The 19,322-nt window shown below is 69.6% G+C and carries 16 protein-coding genes and 5 pseudogenes; 9 read left to right on the top strand and 12 right to left on the bottom strand.

The window, feature by feature from the left end; translation table 11 throughout:
• Positions 1–203 precede the first annotated feature (203 nt).
• Positions 204–1,601, top strand: a complete 1,398-nt coding sequence (locus ABD832_RS22250; RefSeq protein WP_344898495.1) for a S1 family peptidase — start codon at positions 204–206, stop codon at positions 1,599–1,601.
• Here the strand turns inward: ABD832_RS22250 and ABD832_RS22245 are convergent.
• The 10 genes and pseudogenes from ABD832_RS22245 to ABD832_RS22200 all read right to left on the bottom strand — a co-directional run bounded on the left by ABD832_RS22245 (position 1,588) and on the right by ABD832_RS22200 (position 11,405).
• On the bottom strand, positions 1,588–3,222 hold the full coding sequence (locus tag ABD832_RS22245; RefSeq protein ID WP_344898493.1) for a S1 family peptidase: 1,635 nt from the start codon (positions 3,220–3,222) through the stop codon (positions 1,588–1,590). The two genes, ABD832_RS22250 and ABD832_RS22245, sit on opposite strands and share 14 nt — an antisense overlap.
• A gap of 687 nt (positions 3,223–3,909) precedes the next feature.
• Positions 3,910–4,041: pseudogene (locus ABD832_RS22240) on the bottom strand (ABC transporter ATP-binding protein); the annotation flags it as partial.
• Positions 4,042–4,121: 80 nt separating this feature from the next.
• Complete coding sequence (locus ABD832_RS22235; RefSeq protein WP_344898491.1) at positions 4,122–4,775, bottom strand: response regulator; 654 nt, start codon at positions 4,773–4,775, stop codon at positions 4,122–4,124.
• The gene (locus tag ABD832_RS22230) at positions 4,772–5,914 is read right to left on the bottom strand and encodes a sensor histidine kinase (protein ID WP_344898489.1); all 1,143 of its coding nucleotides are present in this window, start codon (positions 5,912–5,914) and stop codon (positions 4,772–4,774) included. The genes ABD832_RS22235 and ABD832_RS22230 overlap by 4 nt, the downstream gene beginning before the upstream one ends.
• A 438-nt stretch (positions 5,915–6,352) precedes the next feature.
• Entirely contained in the window at positions 6,353–7,804 is a 1,452-nt protein-coding gene (locus ABD832_RS22225) for an Ig-like domain-containing protein (protein WP_344898487.1), read from the bottom strand.
• A gap of 224 nt (positions 7,805–8,028) precedes the next feature.
• Positions 8,029–8,334, bottom strand: a complete 306-nt coding sequence (locus ABD832_RS22220; RefSeq protein WP_344898485.1) for a hypothetical protein — start codon at positions 8,332–8,334, stop codon at positions 8,029–8,031.
• Positions 8,334–9,068, bottom strand: coding sequence for a cation efflux transmembrane domain-containing protein (locus tag ABD832_RS22215; RefSeq protein ID WP_344898483.1), 735 nt, complete (start codon positions 9,066–9,068; stop codon positions 8,334–8,336). Before ABD832_RS22215 ends, ABD832_RS22220 begins: the two co-directional genes overlap by 1 nt.
• Positions 9,065–9,409, bottom strand: a complete 345-nt coding sequence (locus ABD832_RS22210; RefSeq protein WP_344898481.1) for an ArsR/SmtB family transcription factor — start codon at positions 9,407–9,409, stop codon at positions 9,065–9,067. The genes ABD832_RS22215 and ABD832_RS22210 overlap by 4 nt, the downstream gene beginning before the upstream one ends.
• Positions 9,410–9,600: 191 nt before the next feature.
• Positions 9,601–10,586: pseudogene (locus ABD832_RS22205) on the bottom strand (sigma-70 family RNA polymerase sigma factor).
• 405 nt (positions 10,587–10,991) lie between these two features.
• Positions 10,992–11,405: an SgcJ/EcaC family oxidoreductase gene (locus ABD832_RS22200; RefSeq protein ID WP_344898480.1), complete on the bottom strand. Its 414-nt coding sequence runs from the start codon at positions 11,403–11,405 to the stop codon at positions 10,992–10,994.
• Positions 11,406–11,494: 89 nt separating this feature from the next.
• On the opposite strand from ABD832_RS22200, the gene ABD832_RS22195 reads away from it, so the two are divergent.
• Complete coding sequence (locus tag ABD832_RS22195) at positions 11,495–11,644, top strand: hypothetical protein (RefSeq protein WP_344898940.1); 150 nt, start codon at positions 11,495–11,497, stop codon at positions 11,642–11,644.
• A 127-nt stretch (positions 11,645–11,771) separates the two neighbouring features.
• Positions 11,772–11,936: pseudogene (locus tag ABD832_RS22190) on the top strand (recombinase family protein); the annotation flags it as partial.
• Positions 11,937–12,095: 159 nt separating this feature from the next.
• Here ABD832_RS22190 and ABD832_RS22185 read toward each other — a convergent pair.
• Entirely contained in the window at positions 12,096–12,746 is a 651-nt protein-coding gene (locus tag ABD832_RS22185) for a hypothetical protein (protein WP_344898928.1), read from the bottom strand.
• Entirely contained in the window at positions 12,743–13,669 is a 927-nt protein-coding gene (locus tag ABD832_RS22180) for a sugar-binding transcriptional regulator (protein WP_344898478.1), read from the bottom strand. The genes ABD832_RS22185 and ABD832_RS22180 overlap by 4 nt, the downstream gene beginning before the upstream one ends.
• Before the next feature lie 188 nt (positions 13,670–13,857).
• Between ABD832_RS22180 and ABD832_RS22175 the strand changes: the two genes are divergently transcribed.
• The 6 genes and pseudogenes from ABD832_RS22175 to ABD832_RS22155 form a co-directional block, all read left to right on the top strand.
• Positions 13,858–14,892 carry an ABC transporter permease gene (locus tag ABD832_RS22175; protein ID WP_344898476.1) on the top strand — a complete coding sequence of 345 codons (1,035 nt, stop codon included), beginning with the start codon at positions 13,858–13,860 and terminating at the stop codon, positions 14,890–14,892.
• Between the two features lie 5 nt (positions 14,893–14,897).
• A complete protein-coding gene (locus tag ABD832_RS22170) occupies positions 14,898–15,899 on the top strand; it encodes a substrate-binding domain-containing protein (protein ID WP_344898474.1) in 1,002 nt (333 codons plus the stop codon).
• 154 nt (positions 15,900–16,053) lie between these two features.
• Positions 16,054–16,224 (top strand): annotated as a pseudogene (locus ABD832_RS42255) (ATP-binding cassette domain-containing protein); the annotation flags it as partial.
• 22 nt (positions 16,225–16,246) lie between these two features.
• Entirely contained in the window at positions 16,247–16,501 is a 255-nt protein-coding gene (locus ABD832_RS22165) for a hypothetical protein (protein ID WP_344898472.1), read from the top strand.
• Positions 16,502–18,262: 1,761 nt separating this feature from the next.
• Positions 18,263–18,751 carry a hypothetical protein gene (locus tag ABD832_RS22160; protein ID WP_344898470.1) on the top strand — a complete coding sequence of 163 codons (489 nt, stop codon included), beginning with the start codon at positions 18,263–18,265 and terminating at the stop codon, positions 18,749–18,751.
• A gap of 147 nt (positions 18,752–18,898) precedes the next feature.
• Positions 18,899–19,322: pseudogene (locus tag ABD832_RS22155) on the top strand (hypothetical protein); the annotation flags it as partial.

Genomic DNA, 19,322 nt, shown 5'->3' with positions numbered 1-19,322 from the left:
CGAGGAGAAGGCCCATGTCTGGCAGCCACGCCACCACGGCGGGATGCGTCCTGGCGATCGTCGCACTCGCCATGTCCGCCGTTCCGGCGGTCGCCGACCATCAAGGGAGCGCTTCGGCCGGTCGGGCTGGCGCCGTGAGAACATCGATCTCGCTGAAGACGGTGCGGAGGGTGGGGGCACCCCAGACACCGGCCGCTCGGCCTGTGCGAGCCGCGCGGGTCGCGCCGCCGCCGGGCATGCTGGAGGCCCTGCAGCGCGATCTGAGCCTGAACGCGGCCCAAGCTCAGGACCGGTTGCTCAACGAGGCTCGCCTCACCCCGATCGCGGAACGGCTGGGCAAGGTGCTCGGTCCCCGGTTCGCCGGCGCGTGGCTGCGCGGGAACACCGCGCACACGCTGGTGGTGGCCACCACCAGCGCCGCCGATATCCCGCTGATCCTCGCCTCAGGCGCCCAAGCCGACGTGGTCACCAGACCGCTGACGCTCCTCAACACTTTCAAGCAGAAGATCGAGGCCTCTTTGCCGGTCGACCGGCTGGTCTCCACCGTGCGCTATGTCGACGTCAGGAACAACAGGGTGGTCGTGCTGACCCCACAGCCCATCCAGGCCGAAACCCTCATCCAAGCAGCTGGGGTCAGTGGCCCGGCAGTGATCGTGCTGCCCTCCAGCGAAGCCCCGCTGCCGCTGTTCGACCTGGTCGGCGGCAACGCCTTCTACATCGGTGTGACCCGGCGCTGTTCGATCGCCTTCTCCGTCCTCAAAGACACCCAGGCCGGGTTCGTCACCGCCGGCCACTGCGGTGTGAAGGGCTCGGCCACCACCGGCTTCAACCGCGTCCCGCAGGGGGTCTTCCAGGCGTCGACATTCCCCGTCGACGACTATGCCTGGGTCGCGGTCAACCCCGCCTGGACGGCCACGCCCGCGGTGGACAACGGCCAGGGCGGCACCGTCCCGGTCGCCGGGGCCAAGCCCGCCATCGAGGGCTCCTCGGTCTGCCGGGCCGGTGCCACCACCGACTGGCGCTGCGGTCTGATCCAGCAGCGCGACGCCAGCGTCACCTACCCCCAGGGCACCGTCTTCGGGCTGACGCGCACCACCGTCTGCGCCGAGGGCGGCGACTCGGGCGGGGCGTTCATCTCCGCCAACCAGGCCCAGGGCATCACCTCGGGCGGGTCGGGCGACTGCAACCTGGGCGGGGTCACCTACTTCCAGCCCCTGCTGGAGGTCCTGTCCGCCTACGGCCTGGAGCTGCGAACGACCAGGGGCAACCCCCCACCGGCGAGCACCGGCACCTGCACCGGCTACTCCAGCACCTACGACGGCGACCTGAAGGCCGGGGAGTCCGCCTACCAGCCGAGAGGGATCTACTACACGACGAAGGTCGCGGGCTCCCATCTCGGCTGCCTGGACGGCCCCCAGGGCGCCGACCTCGACCTGTACCTGCAAAAGCTGGCCGGCACGACCTGGACGACCGTGGCCACCGCCGACGGCGCCGGCCCGGATGAGAACATCGCCTACACCGGCACACCGGGCCGCTACCGCTACAAGGTGAGTGCCACGGCCGGTTCTGGCGCCTACACCCTGGGCTTCAGTGCCCCCTGACCCGCAGGTCAGATGGTGGTTGCGGTGTCGTGTAGCCCAGCAGGTAGGGGCCGGCGCCTTTGAAGGAGATCAGCAGGTAGCGGTAGACGCCGGGCGGGCCCAGGTAGCCCAGTTCCTCGAACGGGCTGGGAGTCTGGGAGATCGCGACGGTGCTCCAGGTGAGGCCGTTTTGTTTTTGCAGGTACAGGTCGAAGTCACCGCTGATGTTGGCCTCAAGGCAGCCGTAGTGGGTGCCGGTGACACTCGTGCGGTAGGACAGGCCCGCGGGCTGGTAGATGGTCTGGCCGCTCTTCAGCGCGCCGGTGGTGGAATTGGGGTAGCCGTTGCAGGAACCGGTGCTCGCCTCGTTCTTCGTGAAGGTCACCAGGGTCAGGCCGTAGGCGGTGAGGATGTCGTTGATCGGCTGGACGTAGGTGACGCCGCCGTTTTCGCAGTCGCTGGAGCCGCCCGAGACGATGCCCTGGGCCTGGCCGATCGAGAGCATGGCGGCGCCCGCGTTGCCGAGGTGGGCGCAGGCGCTGGTGCGCATCACGTCCTCGACGACCCCTTCGGGGTAGGTGACGTCGGCCTCGCGCTGGGTGATGGTGCCGCAGTGCCAGTCCAGGCCGGCCAGGGAGGAGCCGGCCAGGCAGACCGAGCTGCCCTCGATGGCCTCTTTGGAGCCGTAGACGTGCATGATGCCGCCGCTGTCGTTGCCCACCTCCGGCCGAGGGGTCCAGGCGTCGTTGAGCGCCACCCAGGAGTGGTCGCCGTCGCCGGGGAAGGTCGAGGCTCGCACGCTGCCTTGGGTGAGCCGGTTGAAGCCGACGGTGGCGGTGCCCGGGGCGCCGCAGTGGCCCGCGCTGACGAAGCCTTTCTGGGTTCCCTTGGTCACGGCGAAACCGACCGAGCAGCGGGTCGCGGTGCCGGCGTAGTAGGCCTGGCCGCCCACCAGATCGGTGGGCGGGACACTGGGCGGGTAGCCCTGCGGGATGACGGGCACGCTGGCCTGCAGGAGCCGGGGCCGCTCGGCCGAAAGGGCCACCCGCACCGCGGCGGGGGCGACGTCGGCGGCCTTGATCGAGTTCGCGGTCGCCTTGGGCGTGCTCGAGGAGATGACGACCTTGTTGGTCTTGAGGTCGATGTAGCGCGTGCTGCTCACTGCTGAGAGGGCGGGCCGGGCAGCGGTGAGCTTGTCCTTGACCGCCTGCAGTTTCGCCAGGGATCGGGCGACGATGAGGGGCTCGGCGCCCGCGGCGGTGATCTGGGCGGCATCGGCGCGGCTGGTGGTGGCCACCACCAGCGTCTGCCCGATGGGTCCCTGCAGCCAGGAGCCGGCGAAACGATCACCGAGCCTTTCGTGCAGCTGCGTCGCGATCGGGCTTAGCCGGGATTCATTGAGCAGGCGGCTTTGGGCCTGGTTGGCGTTGAGCCCCAGATCCCGCTGGATGGCCGCCAGCATGCCCATCGGGGGCTTGCGCGCCGACAGAGCCGACAGGCCCCGCCCTGCGGCCTTCACCCCAGAAACGGCAGGCACCGCCTGAGCCGCAGGGGCGGCGACGGCCGGGGCCGTCATCGGGGCAAGGACGGTGATGGCCAGGCAACATCCCACGGCGGCGGCGGCACAGGTACGGAACATCATGATCTCCTCGACCTCGGCTGCGTTGAGCGTGAGGGGAGATCGCCGTACGGCACCGATTGATCCGGTACACCAGCGAATACCACCTTAACCAGGCCATTGCCGCTCAACACCCCGAAAGCTCCACGACACACCGAGAACGACGTCCCGGCTCCGGTCATCACCTCCAGGACGTTGCCGGGAATGTGAATCGGCTGGCCTTCAAGGCCGACCCCAGGGAGCCGTCTATGAGCTGACCAAAACGATCAACCATCAGCCCGCGTGGTGTCTTTCAGCCGTATTCCGGCTGTCCCCCAAGAACGGAAGCAGTCTGTTAAGAAGGCGCCTCCGGCGGGGGTCTCCGCTCCGGGATGAGGAGAAACGCGGCACGCGGGTAGCGGAGTGGCTGAAGTAGACGCCTGATCATCCCGCCTGCCACGACCCAGGCAGAGCCCAGCAGCCCGACTCCTACGAGTCAAGCCCGTCTGTGACCGATGACATCCCATGATCGAGGAACGGCGACCGGCGAATGGACACGCAAAGACGACCTTGACCCTCCGTCCCCGGCCCGCTGTCGCTACGCGATGGGTCGAGGCAGACGGGATGATCAGGCTAGGCGGAGTATGCGCGGGTCAGCGCGCCCTACCTGTTCATGCCTTGACCTAGGGAGATGGGTAACGATAAGGCTGCAAAGATATGCCCTAGCTTGATAGTCGGCTTACCGGCCCCGTTGGGGCCCAGGAATCCGGTCACCAGACCGGGTTTGACGTCGAACGACAGGTCCGCCACCGCGGTGGTGCCGCCATAACGCTTACTCAGGTTCATTGCACGAATCACGGTCATGATCCCAGCGTGCCGTCGCGGGCGGCCGGTTTCTTCCTGCCGGGGAACGGTCCTGGGGGAAGGATTCTGGGATTCTGCTCCTACTCTCCAGGGTGGACCAGGGCCGCCTCGTAGGCGACGATCACGGCCTGTGCCCGGTCCCTGACGCCGATCTTGGCGAACAGGCTCGTCACGTGGTTCTTGACGGTCGACGGGGAGACGGACAGGTCGACGGCGATCTCCGGGTTCGAGCGGCCACGGGCGATCAGTACGAGGATCTCCCGCTCCCTGCTGGTCAGCCCGGCCAGCTCGGCGGGCACCGCCTTCGGGCGCGAGGCGCGGACGAACGTGCCGATGAGCCTGGTCAGCAGGCGCGGCGCGACGGCCGACTCGCCGCAGTGCACCACGCGTACGCCCTCGATCAGCTCCTCGGCGGAGATGTCCTTGGGCAGGAATCCGTCGGCGCCCGCTCTCAGCGCCGCGACCACGTTCTCGTCCAGGTCGAACGTGCTCAGCGCGAGCACCCGGACGCCCGGCAGCTCCGCGGTGATCAGCTCGGTGGCGCGCACGCCGTCCAGGCCGGGCATGTGCAGGTCCATGAGCACCACGTCCGGCCGCAGCCTCCTGCTCAGCTCCACCGCCTGCGCGCCGTCGGCGGCCTCGCCGACCACGCTCAGGTCGGGCTGGGCGTTCAGCATCAGCCTGAAGCCCATGCGTACCAGCGCGTGGTCGTCGGCCAGCAGAACTCTGATCATGATCTCTCCAGGGGTATGCGGGCGTGTACCCGGAAACCGCCTTCTGGGCGCGGGCCCGTGGACAGCCGGCCGCCGCACAACGCCACCCGCTCGGCCATGCCGCTGAGCCCGAACCCGGCTACGCCGGCCTCTTCGGCCAGGCCGTCGTCGACCACCTCGACCTCCACCGCGGCCGGCTCGTAGGCCAGCCGCACGTCGGCCCTGGCGCCGATGGCGTGCTTGCGCGTGTTGGTCAGCGCCTCCTGGACGATCCGGTAGACGGCGTGGTCCACGGCGGCGGTCAGCTCGACGGGCTCGCCGGTCACCGACAGGCTGACGGGCAGTCCCGACGATCTGGCCTCCTCGATCAGTACGGGCAGCCGCTTCGCGGTCAACCCCGTCGCGGCGTCCGCTCCTTCGTTGCCGCCGGCCCTGAGGACGTCGAGCAGCTGCCGCATCTCCGACATCGCCTCGCGGGCCGTCCGCTCGGCGCTCTCCAGAGCGTTCCTGGCGACGTCCTGCCCGGGTGGGAGCGTGGCTCGCGCGCCGCCGACCAGGGCGTTGATCACGGTGATGTGGTGGGCGACCACGTCGTGCAGTTCCCTGGCGATGCGCCGTCGCTCGGCGCCCACGGCGGCGCCGGCGGCCTCCTGCCTGCTGCGCTCGTTGAGCTCGGCCCTGAGCCGGACGAACTGGCCGATGCCCACGGGCGCGAGGACGCTGAGCAGGGACGCCAGCCAACCGCCCGGCATGGGGAGGAACAACCGCATATCAACCGCGTAGACGGCGAAGACCGTCACCGAGGTGATCAGCATCGGGCGGCCGGTGGTGTAACGGCCCAGGCTGTAGTACGCGACGCACGAGGGCAGGCCGAGGAAGGACAGCGAGTGCGTCGCGATGCCCACCGCGCTCAGCGTGGCCACCAGCCCGGTGGTGAGGACCGGCCGGCCACGCCTCATGAGCAGGCACAGGGAACTCGCCAGATGGAGCCCGGCGGCCGGCACCACCCGGGTGTCGCCCGGGACGGTCGCGGCGGCCGTGTCCGGGAGCACAGAGACCACGCCAAGGAGCACCGGGACGCAGAGCACGATCACCAGCGTCGTGTCGAAGACCCGGGGGCGTCTGAGGAAACGCGCGATCTTCGTGGGGGTTCGTGCCATACGCACGCTAGAACCTCACGTCAGGTCACTTCACCGTGAACCCGGACGACACGGTATCCGTGCCGGCTCTCGTCCGGGTAGGCCATCACCACTTTGCGGCGCGGGCCGATGTCGTCGAATCCCGGCCGGCCGCCGGAACGGTTCCTCTCGCACGCCGAGCGGTCCGGTGGGCCCGGCTCGCGGCGTACCGGAACGGGCGGCCCACGGGCAGGGATGCCACGTCCGCGCCAGGCCAGCCTACTCGAGTTCGCGCAGGGCCAGGACCAGGCCGGCCGCGGTAGGGCGTTCCCGAAACAGCCGGGCCGTGACCGGGCCGCGCTTCTCCCGGGGAGCCCGGGGGTGGGGAGCCAACGGCTGTCCGCAGGCTCCCCGACCCCGAAGCGCAGCAGCTGGCGGGCCGACCGGCAGTGCTGAACCGATGCCGGCCGGCCCCATGGTTCAGCTCGTCTTCATCGTGGTCTTGGTCATGGGCCGGCAGGGCGGTGTCTGGAAGACCACGCCGTCCAGGAAGTTGCCGGCCGTCGGGGAGCCTCCCGCGGCTGACACCGACTGGAAGGCGAATCGTGTGGTGGTCTGTCCCGGCGGGACGACGTAGACCCCGGTGTACTGACGCCAGGCGGTGTCGTCATCGGAGATGTCCGGGGAGGAGGCTCCGGAGGGGATCTGGGCCACGGTCGCGCCGGGTGCGCCGATGAGCACGTGCATCACGTCGGTACCGAGGCGGCCTCGGTGATACAGCGACCAGGTCATCGGCGTGCCCGGCACGGTGGGCACGTCCTGGTAGAGGGTGGAGACCTGGGTGGCGTTGAGCTCGGCGAACTGCCCGCCGTCGGCTGATGGGACCCCGCTCGCGCCGCCTTGCCAGAATTCCAGCTTGTTGTCGGTGGCGGTGGTTCGCCAGCCGACGCCGGGGTTGATCGAGGCGTCGGAGATGGAGTAGTCGACCCCGGCCACGGGCGGTCCCTCGAAGCTGCCGTTGACCAGGTTGACGGGCGCATAATCGCACGGAACGGCGACGGTGACCGTGGCGGTACTGGTGCCGCAGGCGGTGGTGATGGTGTAGGTGAAGGTGTCGATGCCGCCCAGACCCGCGGCGGGTGTGTAGATCACGGTGTTGCCGGAGATCGCCGCGGTGCCGTTCGCGGGCTGGGTGAGGCCGGTGATCGTCGGTGCGGTGGCGGTGTCGTTGGCCAGGACGGGCACGCTGACGGCCGTGGCCTGCCTGGTGGTGGCGCTGTCGTCGGCGGCCCGGGTGGGGGAGATGGACTGCCCTCCGGCGATCTGGATCGGCGGGGCGGCGGTGTTGTTCCCGAGCTGACCCGGGGCGGCCAGGACGCTGCTGATCCCGGTCGGCCGGATGGTCATGGCGCCCCCGGCGGTGCCCTGCCTGACCTGGAAGGTGATGACCTTCGCCGGCGGATCGGTCTTGCTGCCCGAGGAGGGGATCGTCAAGGTGCTACCGGAGATGGCGCCGGCCCCGGACTGGCCGACGACGTCGGCGTGGGCCAGCAGTGACGACACGTCCCAGGTGGTGGTGTAGCTCCTGACCAGGAACGGCCACTGATTCGTGCGGTGGGCCAGCGTAAGGGTGAAGGTGCCGCCCGGTGCGATCTGCCCGCCCCACAGGGACGGCGAGGTGGTGACCGAGATCGAGCCGCTGCCCAGCCTCATGCCGAACGCGTTCTTCCAGTAGTAGTCCACGGGGTAGGTCGCCTGGCCTTGCCGCACACAAGGCGCTGCGGTGGCTCGCGTGACGGCCTGCCGCACACCGCCCGCGGCCCGCGCATCGGCATCGGCCGCCACCGGCGTCCCCGACACGGCCGGCGCCGACAGCAGGCAGGCCAGCGCGGTGAACGCGGTGAGCGCGGATCTGAATCGTTGTGATGACACCACTGAACTCTCATTCCGTCGTGAGGGATGCCCTCATAGATCAACTTCACAACGGACGCTACTCTCCGTAGTCGACATGTTGCGTCAGGCATGCAGGTGATCTCTCGCCGGTCGTCGGCGGTATCCAGATCAGTCCGTCCGCTCGGCGCCGGCCGGCTCGGGCGCCTGCACCCTGGGCTTCGACACCCCCCTGACCGACTTTCCCCGGGGCGATGACTCCGGGTTCATCTCCGGGGGCGGTAACGACGGCCCCGGGCGCGCTCAGGGGGTGCGTTCACTTCTGCGTGCGCTTCGTGCCGCTGCTCTGCTTCGCGGGCGATCGCCTGCTCCGCCTCCTGGGCCATGAGCTCCAGTTCCGCGGCCACGGCGTGCCGGCCGGACGGGGCGAGCGGGCTCGTGCCGGTCCAGGCCGGCAGCAGTGCCGGGATGGCGATCGTCACGATCCCGGGGCCGGACAAGACCGAGCGCAGGTGCCGCAGCAGGCTCGGCGTGCTTTCGTCCATGGCGGCCGTCTCGCCTTCTCCGATCATCACGTGTCCTTCGGCGTGTCCTGGACGGGTGAGCAGCAGCCGTCCGCGCAGCCGCCGGCCTCGTCCGCCGTAGTGCCGGAGACGGTGCCGGCCGACAGTGAGGCTGCCGGGACGGCGCAGCAGGCGTCCCCGCGCCAGGCCTCGCGGCCTTCCTTGACCGCGACGGCGGCAATGACCAGGGCGGCGATCGGGTCGGCCCAGGACCAGCCGAAGGCGCTGTTGAGTGCCAGTCCGACCAGCAGCACGGCCGACAGGTAGGTGCACAACAAGGTCTGCTTGGAGTCGGCGACCGCGGAGGCCGAACCGAGTTCACGGCCTGCGCGGCGTTGGGCGGCCGACAGGAACGGCATGATGACCAGGCTCAGGGCGGCCAGGATCAGGCCGGGGGTGGAGTGTTCGGCCTCGCCGGTGCCCAGTAGCGCGCGCACTGCGTCGACGGTGACGTAGGCGGCCAGCGCGAAGAAGGAGAAGGCGATGACGCGCAGCGCGGTCTTCTCCCGTGTCTCGTGGTCGGTGGCGGAGAACTGCCAGGCGACCGCGGCGGCGGAGGCGACCTCGACGACGGAGTCCAGGCCGAACCCGATCAGGGCGGCCGAGGAGGCGAGGGTGCCGGCGGTGATGGCCACGGCGGCTTCGACGACGTTGTAGGTGATGGTCGCGGCCACCAGCAGCCGGATGCGGCGCGCCAGCGCGGCGCGGCGGGCCGGGGTGGGACCGAGCGTGAGGGCGGTCATCGGCAGCAGCCCTTCTCCTTCGCATCAGCGCAGGTGTGCTCGGCATCGGCCGCGACCGCGATGACGGCGCCGCTCAGGTCGGCCAGGGCGTGGCCGAGCCGGGGGTCGGCCAGCTCATAACGGGTGCGGCGGCCGACCGGGACGGCGACGACCAGACCGCAGTCGCGCAGGCAGGCCAGGTGGTTGCTCAACCGGGTGCGGGAGACACCCAGGAGGTCGGCCAGGTCGGCCGGGTGGGCGGGGGCCTCGCGCAATGCGAGCAGGATCCGGCAGCGGATCGGGTCGGCCAGCGCGCGGCCGAAACGCGTCAGGACCTCGATCTCGGAGGCGATCGTCAACATACCCCCAAAGTACAGAATTTCCTGAATTCAGAAAAGCCTGTACTCGGGGAGTTGGCGGGGGCGTGCCGGGGCCGGTTACATGAAGACGCGCTCGACGACTTCGGACATGGTCTTCGGCATCAGCGAAGGCGGACACCGCTGGGGCCGGCCAGCCCCGGCGGCATGACACTCGAAAGCGAGCGGCCACCGCACTAGGCCTCGGCCATGGCAAGTCCCTGGTCGTCGAGCCTGGCCGCCAGGCCGAAAGTCGCGTAGATGCCGGGGTCCTGGAAGACCGAGTTTCGGGTGATGCCCTCGTCGGTGACGGTGAAGATCTGGAGCGTGTGCAAATTGTACCCGTTGCCGACGCTCTGATAGGCGGCGAATCCGGGCTGGCCGCCGTTGGCCGCGACCTCCTTGAGGAGCCAGTCCTTCCCGGCCGCTCCGAAGACCCATTCCATGAACAGGCCGTAGTTGCCGCGGCCGGAGAACCAGTTGAGCATCGGCGGCATCTCCATGATCACATCCTCCGTGAGCAGCCGTTTGAGGCCCTCGACGTCGGCCAGCTCGAATGCCTTCATGTAGCGTTCGACCCAGGCGCGCTGCTCGGCCGCGGACGGCTCGCTGACCCGTTCCTGCCGGACCCCGACCTCCTTGACGCGGGTACGCGCCCGCTGCAGGGAACTGTTCACCGACACGACGGTGGTGCCGAGGATTTCCGCCGTTTCGGACGCGGAGAAGCTGAGCACGTCACGCAGGATCAGCGCACCGCGCTGACGCGCCGACAGGTGCTGCAGGGCGGCGGCGAACGCCAAGCGCAGGCTGCTGCGGTCGATCACGGCCCCAGCCGGATCGCCCGCGTCCAGCAGCGAGTCCGGTAAGGGCTGGAGCCAGGCGGCGTGCTCTCCCTGGACGAGCGGCCCGAGCGGATCCGACGCGGCCACCAGCCCTGACGGCAGCGGTCGGCGACCGTGGACCTCCAGGGCGGTCAGGCAGGCGTTGGTTACGATCCGGTAGAGCCAGGTGCGCAGTGAGCTGCGGGTATCGTCGTACTGCTCCCGTGCCCGCCACGCCCTAGGTACGTTTCCTGGACCAAGTCCTCTGCGTCGTGAGCCGAGCCGAGCATCCGGTAGCAGTACGCCAGCAGCTCCGTCCGGAACGGTTCGATCCGGCGATCGAAGCCTTCCTTGCCCGTCATCACGCCACGCTCCATCTCCACTGCCGTCGCAGCCACAATATTTGGCGACTGCAGTGAGCATCCGCTATGGGCCGATAGATCACCCGCGTGGTCATCAACAGGCCGGCCATGGCATACATCCCAGATTTTGGATGAACAGCGCTGTTCCTGAACGTCGCTCGTAGGTACGGGCGTCGGTACGAAGATCACGCCAAGGGGTCTGGGAACAGGTCCTTGGCGTGACCTTTCGTTCGAATGCGTCTCTTGGGTCCTCCGGGTTGCATGTGGTGCAAGGTCCGAGGCGCCCATGCGAGCGCATCTGGCCCTCGGGGAGTGAGGTTCCCACAGCTCAGAGCGATGCAGGGCTTTTCGGTCCGATATTCGTCATGGCCCTGCACACGGTCGCTGCTGGTTGCAGGGAAGGGTTCACTGCGCAGACGCCAGCACCGGGCTGTTGTGATAGGCGGCGATCAGCCACTGGCCGTCCCGCTTCTCGAAGACCCAGGTCGCGTTCACCTTACGCATGTCGTCCGGGACCTCGGTCTCGCCGGGGAACAGGATGGCGGATTCGCTGATGACGATCGCGCCGTCCCTGCCGACGAAGCGGATGCTGAGCTGCTTGTTGTAGGTCGAGCTGCCCTTGAGCGGCCCCTCGAAGGCCAGGGCCATGTTCTGACGGACCACGTCACGGCTGTCGCGGAGCGAGCCGGGCATGATGGCGGTCGCGTCCGCGGTGTAGTCGGCGACCATGCCGTCGGCGTCGCCTGCCTCCCACGCCTTGTAGGAGTCAACCAGCACGGCCTGGATGGCGGCCTCGTCTGCCGCACGACTGTTCGACATTGGATTCTCCCTTGTGATCGGTTCGCTCGGGGTACTCCGGCGAGCTCGTGAGTACATACCGGCGGTGGGGTCGGAACTCATCGCGGCGGATGAGAATCGGTCTTTACGTCTTCGAGGGCGGCCTGGCGGGCGCCATCGCTGCCGAGCTCAACAACCGTCCCCGCAAGATCCACGGCTACCGTACTCCGGCAGAGATCTACGCTGAGATCCTGAACAGCGGTGATGCATTGATCCTTTGAGCGCGCCTTCGTTTCTTGAAGATCACGCGCTCAGGGTCGGGGAAAGGCCCCCAACCCTTCAAAAAGTCCTTCAACAACCTGAGCCGTTCAACAATCTCACGTAGCCCTTTGCCGAGACGATGACGGCGTGCCCGCGCCCCTGGAGGCCTCCGGCCACCTGCTCGACGCCTTCCCCGCCGCCCGCACCGAGATCCACATCGGCTACGCCCGCGTCTCGACCAAAGGCCAGAAGCTGGAACGGCGAATCGACGCGCTGACCGCCTATGGCTGCCGCCGCATCTTCACCGACACCAAATCCGGCAAGAACGCCCAGCGGCCCGAACTCGAGGCCTGCCACGCCTTCCTCCGACGCCGCGTCCTCGAGCCCATCCGCGAAGACGACCATGCCGCCGCGCAGCCGCAAGCCCTGATGTGTCTGCCGGACCGGGGCGACTCCAGGCGTCGGACAGGATCAGTCGTGAGACGGCGCCTGGGCGCCTCGTACGTCGGAGAGCCATGCTCGGGGCGTGGACGAGCCGAACAGGTCGGTGCCGCTGACCAGCCAATCGGCGCCGCCGGCCGTGGCGCGACGGCCGATCTCGCGGGTCACGCCGCCGTCGAGCCCCAGCAGGCGGGAGGCTCCGGAGGCGGCCTCCCGGAGTGCCCGCACGGTCGCGAGGGCCGACTCGTCGAACGTGGCGCCGGCCTCTCCCGGGACGACCGACATGGTGAGAACGGCCAGCTCGTCCGAGGGCACGAACGTCGCCGGGGTGCCCCGGGACAGGGCCAGGGCCGGCCGGGAACCGCGTCGTTCGATACGGTCGAGCGCCGCCCGCCACCCCTCGGCCTCGGCGTGGACGACGACGAGCTCGCAGAAGCCGGTCCATGCGTCGAGGCGGGCGAGCGGGTCGGTGACCATGAGGTGGGCCTCGGCGCGCATCCCGCTCTCCCCGGTCATCACGGCGGCCGTCTCGGCCGAGAACCCGCCCTCACGGGCGAAGACGCCGTCGGTGGTGTCCCAGTGGAGCACGTCGAGCCCGGCGTCGCGAAGCCGGTGCGCCTCACTTGCCTGCGCGGCCGGGGGGGACCGACCACAGGGAGCCCGCGATCCGCATGCGCTCAGCCACCGGCGGGGTGGTCGAAAGGCTCGTGGAGCACGACCTCGGCGAGGGCTCGGTCGGTGACCAGGGAGGACAGCAGCCCGGAGCGAGCCACGGCGAGCACGGCCTCAGCCTTGTCGGCGCCTGCGGCGACCGCGATGACGCGCGGCACCCGTCCGAGCTCCTGGGCGCTGATGGACAGGCACCGCTCGGCGAAGTCCTCTCCGACGAGGCGTCCGTGGCGGTCGATGAGGATCCCGGCGACCTCGGCCTGCACCCCCCTGGCCGCGAGTTCCGCGCGGTCGGCGTCGGACATGACCTCGCGGAACTGCGAGATCGGCGGATCCCATGAGCCGACGGCGACGACGGCGACGGTCACCTGGGTGAACAGCCGCATGGCCGCGGCGACGTCGGTCTGCCGTCGGAGGGCTGCCGCGGTCGCCGCGTCCTCCACGACCAGTGGCGCGAAGATGGCGTGCGCCTTGCCTCCCGCGCTCAGCGAGGCCTTGCGCACGACCTCGACGGGGGACTCGGCAAGGTCGGAGCCGACGGCGCCGGTGAGCTGCACGACCGAGACGGGTGGCAGGGAGGTGAGGTGCTCGGTCATCGCGGTGAGGGTTCTGCCCCATGCCAGGCCGAGGACGTCGCCGGGGTGGAGCGTCTCGGTGAGCAAGGTCGCGGCGGCGGCCCCGACCTGGCTGCGCACCTGCGCGTCGGTTCCGAGCGTTTCGACAACGATCGCCTCGCGGAGCCGCATATGCGCGCTGAGCTGGGCGGACATGACGTCGTCGACATACCCGGCGTCCCTTAGAGTGATGGTCACGACACCGGTGCTCTTCGCCTGCTCGAGCAGTCGGGCGATCTTGAATCGCGAGAGCCCGAGCTCCTTGGCGATCTCCACTTTCGAGACGTCATCAATGTAGAAGCGTCTCGCGACGGTTGCCATGAGCCTTCGTTCGGCGGCCGTCATCTTCGCAATATCGCTCATATGAGCGCCGGTATTGCTCATTCGTTACCTCACTGCGACCCGTATGTCTTGTTAGCAGACTCTGATGGACCTTATAGTACACAAACGAGCACCCTTTGCGCTCATATGAGCGAGGCTCGGGAGGGGGAGTTGTGAGAACACGCCGTATGCCGGACGAGATCGGGATCTTCGGGATTCTGATCCTGGTCGCCCTCGTCATGAGCCTGCTGTCCGAGAACTTCCGGACCGTCGACAACCTACAGATCTTGCTGCTCAACGGCGCGGTCATCGCCTTCCTCGCCCTGGGGCAGACCTTCGTGCTCCTGACAGGAGGCATCGACCTGTCCACGGGGTCGAACGTCGCCCTGACGGGGATGCTGGCGGCGGTCGTCATGAAGGCAGGGGTCGGGTGGCCGATCGCCGCGCTGGTGGCCATTCTCGCAGGAATCGCAGTCGGCCTGTTCAACGGCGCGATCATCCATTACCTGAAGCTTCCGCCGTTCATCGTGACCTTCTCCACCTTCGGCATCGCCGCGAGCATTCCCCAGATCATGACCGGCGCGAAGTCGGTGTCGGTCACCGACCCGATGTTCGCCGTCATCGGCCGCGGCGCCTTGCTGGGCGTCCCGATGCCGGTCGTCCTGGTCATCGTCGCCGCCTGCGTCCTGGCCTTCTTCCTGCGCAGGACCGCGACGGGCGTGCACATCTACGCCGTCGGCGGCAACGCCGAGACCAGCCGCCTTGCCGGGATCGGGATCGGGCGCACCACCATGCTGGTCTACGCGGTGAGCGGCCTGTGCGCGGCGTTCGGCGGGCTCATCACCACCAGCCGGCTCATGGTCGGCTACCCCACCGCCGGTTCGGGCAACGAGCTGTTCTTCTCCATCGCGGCGGCCGTCGTCGGCGGCGTCAGCCTGTTCGGCGGCATCGGCTCCGTCCCCGGCGCCTTCCTCGGCGCGGTGCTGATCGCGACCGTGTCCAACGGCATGAACGTCATCGGCGTCGACAGCTTCTGGCAGCCGCTCGTCATCGGCGTCATCATCCTGCTCGGCGTCAGCCTCGACACCTACCGCCGCAGGCTCTCACTGTCCGACTTCTCCCGGCTGTTCAGCCGTTCCGGTCCCCCGGGCCCGACAGCTCGTGAACCGCTCGATTCCCTCGCGCCGGGCGAAGGCGCTGTTTCCATCGAAAACAAGAGGTAGCTCCCATGAAGCGACGTTTTTCCCTGGCCACCGGCGCGGCGCTCGCCGCGCTGACCCTCGCCGGATGCAGCACAGGGGTCGACACCGGCGCCCAGGCCGGCGCCGGCAAGCCCGAGGGCGGCATTCCCCGGCCCGAGGCGTGCGCCGCCGACTCCAAGTACGTGGCGGTCGCGCTCCCCAACCTGACCAACCCCTACTACGTGGCCATGAAGAAGGGCTTCGAGACGGCGGGCCAGGCGGCGGGCTTCAAGACCGAGGTCCAGATCGCCAACGACGACGACGCGGCACAGCTCGCCCAGGTCCAGGCGATGCTCCAGAAGAAGCCGTGCGCGCTCGCGCTCAACCCCGTGAAGTCCGAGCCCGCCGCGGCGATCGTGAAACTGGCCAACGACGCGGGCGTGCCCGTGTTCACCGTGAACGTCACCGTGGACGACGCCGCGCTCAAGGCCCAGGGCGCGAGCATCGTGCAGTACCTCGGCGCCGACAACGCCGCAGGCGGGAAGCAGGTGGCCGAGCAGGTGCTCAAGGATCTCGGCGCCGACGCCGACCTCAAGGTCGGTTTCATCACCGAGCCCGACGAGGGCCCGGTCGTCGCCCGGGACAAGGGCTTCGAGGACACCATCGCCGCCGACGCCAAGGCCAAGGTCGTGGCCAAGGTGGACGGCAACGTCAAGCCCGACGACAGCCTTGCCGCGACCACCGAGATACTCCAGGGCAACCCGGACGTGAACGTCCTGTTCACCAGCACAGGCCCCGCCTCCTATGGAGCGCTCCAAGCCATCCAGAGCGGCGGCAAGAAGGTCAAGGTCTACGGCTTCTGCGCGGCCGACGAGCCACTGACCGACCAGTACCCGGCGTGCGTGGCACAGGAGCCCGAGGACTACGGCAAGCGCGTGATCGAGCAGATCTCCGCCTGGCTGGGCGGCGCCAAGCCCGAGGCCCAGATCCTGCGTCCGCTCAAGCTTTACACCAAGGGCCAGACGCCCGCACCGGGCGAGGTGGGCTGAATGACCGGGCCGACGGCGACGGCCACGTCGGCCGGAGGAGCGCACCCCGGACCGGCGGAGGGTCTCCGGGCCGAGGGGATCGTCAAGCGATACGCCGGTGTCCCCGTGCTCTCCGGCGTGAACCGTCACCGTCCGGCCCGGCGAGGTCGTCGGACTGGTCGGGCACAACGGCGCGGGCAAGTCCACCCTGCTCAGGACGCTCTCCGGGGCGATCAGGCCGGACGAGGGGACGATCAGCGTGAACGGCGGCCGGATGCAGCTGACCGGCCCCGCGGTCGCCCTGAAGGCCGGCATCTCCACCGTCTACCAGGAGCTGTCGCTCCTGCCGAACCTCACGATCACCCAGAATGTGTTTCCTGGGCCGCGAGCGGCGGCGCGGCACGCGGACGCTCGACGGCGAAGGCATGCGCCGGGCGGCCCGGGACCTGGTCGATCGCTTCGGCCTGCGGGTCGACGTGGACCGGCCGCTGGGCCACTATCCGGTGGCCACCCGGCAGCTCCTGGAGATCGCGATCGCCACCGAGCGCGAGACCCGTTTCCTGCTCCTGGACGAGCCGACGACGAGCCTGGAGGTGAGCAGGTCGACAGGCTGCTCGAACTGATCAGGTCCTTGACCAGGGAGTCGGGACTCGGCGTACTGCTCCGTCGACCACAAGCTCGACGAGCTGTACGCCGTGGCCGACTCGGTCGTGGCCCTGGTCGACGGCGAGGTCCGAATCGCCGGGCCGGTCGAGGAGACCGACCGGGCGGACGTCATCCGCGCGATCGCGGGTGAGGAAGCCGCCGTGCACCTGGCCGAGACCGGGCCAGTACGACCAGCTCCCGGTGGAGGAAACTGGGCGACCTGGCGTCAGGGCGGGCCCCAGGGACGGCGTCCCGTCTCGGCGCTGCCGGCCGGGGCCCGGCCGAGCCTCCGGGTGCGCGGCCTGCGGGCCCCCGGCCTCACCGACGTGTCCCTCGACGCCCCATCCGGGACGGGTTCTCGGCGTCTACGGCCTTGTCGGGTCGGGGCGCACGGAGTTCCTGCGCGCGCTGGTCGGGCTGGACAGGATCGACGCCGGGCGGCTGGAGCTGTTCGGAGAGCCTTATCGGCCGCGCAACCCCTCCCACGCGCGGCGAGCCGGCGTCGTCTACCTCACCGAGGAACGCAAGATCGAACGGGATCGTGCCCGGGCTCGACTCCGCCACGAACATCGTCCTGCCCGTGCTGCACGGGTTCTCCAGGTACGGAGTGCTGGACCGCCGTGCCATGGCAAGGAGCGCCACCCGGTTCATGGGACCAGCTCCACGTGCGCGGCGACAGGGACGCCCCGGTCGTCAGCCTGTCCGGCGGCAACCAGCAGAAGGTCCTCCTGGCGCGAGCGCTGGCGCAAGAGCCCCCGGCTACTGCTTCTGGACGAGCCCACCAAGGGCGTGGACATCGGCGTGAAGACCGAGATCCATCGCCTGCTCCGCCGCCTCGCCTCCGGGCAGGGCCATGACCGTCGTGGTCGTGTCGAGCGAGGAGGAGGAGATCCTCGACGTGTCCGACGACGTCGTGACGTTCCTCGCACGGGCGATGCGACGGCGTCACCCAGCTCGCCTCCGAGCTCTCGCTGGTCAAACTCCGGCAGGTCGCGTGGGGGGGCGGCATGATCCCCCGCCTCGGGCCCGCTCCCCAAGAAAGGCAACAGAGAACAGTGATGGCCGCTGCTGCGAATGATGTGCTGTCCGAGGGCCGCGAAATCGTACGCCGGGAAGCGGACGGCGTGCTGTCCCGTCGCCGACCAGCTGGACGACAGCTTCGTGGAGGCGGCCCGCCTGCCTCTACGACTGCGAGGGCAAGGTGTTCGTCACCGGGGCCGGGACCTCCGGGGCGGTGGCCCGGCGCATGGCTCATCTGCTGTCGTCTGCGGCACGCCGGCGCTGTTCATCCAGGCGGCCGACGCCCTGCACGGCACGATGGGAGCCGTCACGGAGGGCGACATCCTGATCGCGATCTCGCGGGGCGGCGGGTCCCGGGAGATCAACGACTTGACCGAGCGCGTACGGGAAACGCGGTGCCCGGGTGATCGCCCTGACGGCGGTCACCGAGTCCGAACTGGGGAACCGCGCGGACCTGGTGGTCAAGCTGGAGAGCCCGCCGCGCGTGGATCCGGGCGAGGTGATCGCCATGGGTTCGACGCTCGTCACCGCGGTGTGGGGCGACCGCGCTCGCGTACGTCCTGATGAGGCTGCGGCGGCTACGGATGGGAGCAGGTGCTGCACAGTCACCCGTCGGGGGGCCGTCGGGCAGATCGACGACGCCCCGGAAGCCCCTGCCCGCGCTGAACCTTCGACACCGGCACCGAGGCGGCGGGCGTGTCGAGGGGCACGGTCTGACCATGCCCCTCGTCGCAGGCATCGACAGTTCGACGCAGTCCTGCACCGTGGAGCTCCGCGACGCCGATGACGGTGCGCTGCTCGGGACCGGCCGCGCCCCGCATCCGGTGACGCACCCGCCGCTCAGCGAGCAGGATCCCGCGGCCTGGTGGCACGCCCTGGCCACCGCGCTCGCCCTGGCCTGCCGGGACGCGGGCGTACGGCCGGGCTCCATCGACAGCCGTGAGCGTGGACCGCCCAGTGTCACGGCCTGGTCGCCCTCGACGCCGCCGGCCAGGTCCTGCGGCCTGCCAAACTGTGGAACGACACGACGTCCGCAGCCGCAGGCGGCCGGCCTGGTGGCGCGCTACGGGGCCCGGAACTGGGTGCGCGCGACCGGCCTGACCCCGACCGCCGCGCTGACCGTCACCAAGCTGGCCTGGCTGGCCGAGCACGAGCCCGGCAACCTGCGGGCGCCTCACCACCGTGCTGGTACCGCACGGACTGGCTGACGTACCGGCTGACCGGCGAGCGTGTCACGGACCGGTCCGACGCCTCCGGGACCGGTACTACGCGGCGTTCGAGAATCGGTGGCGCACCGACCTGCTCACCGAGCTGGTGTCGCCGGACGTCGACTGGGACGCGGCGGGTTTCCCCCGGTGCTCGGCCCCGCCGAACCCGCGGGCCGCGTGCTGCCCGAGGTCGCGGCCGAGCTCGGGCTGCGGCCCGGCGTGCTGGTCGGCCCGGGCGGCGGCGACCAGCATCTCGGCGCCGTCGGTCTCGGCCTGAGGACCGGCGACGTCGCCTACAGCCTCGGCACCTCCGGGGTGGTGCTGTCGGTGAGTGCCGACCCCGTCTTCGACTCCACCGGCTGGGTGGACGGCGTCGCGGACGCGACGGGGAGGCTACCTGCCGCTGGTGTGCACGCTCAACTCCACCAAGGTCACCGGACACCTTCGCCCGCCTGCTGGGGGTCGACGTCGGGACACTGGGCCACCTTGCGCTGGCCGCCGCCCCCGCCGCAGGCAACGGCCTACGCTGTCGCCTATCTGGACGGTGAACGCCAGCCCGGACCTTGCCGAA

Source organism: Streptosporangium longisporum, assembly GCF_039534895.1.
In the GTDB taxonomy this organism is placed as follows: Bacteria; Actinomycetota; Actinomycetes; order Streptosporangiales; family Streptosporangiaceae; genus Streptosporangium; species Streptosporangium longisporum.
The sequence above is the reverse complement of the archived record's forward strand: the minus strand, read 5'-3'. Positions and strand labels throughout refer to the sequence as shown.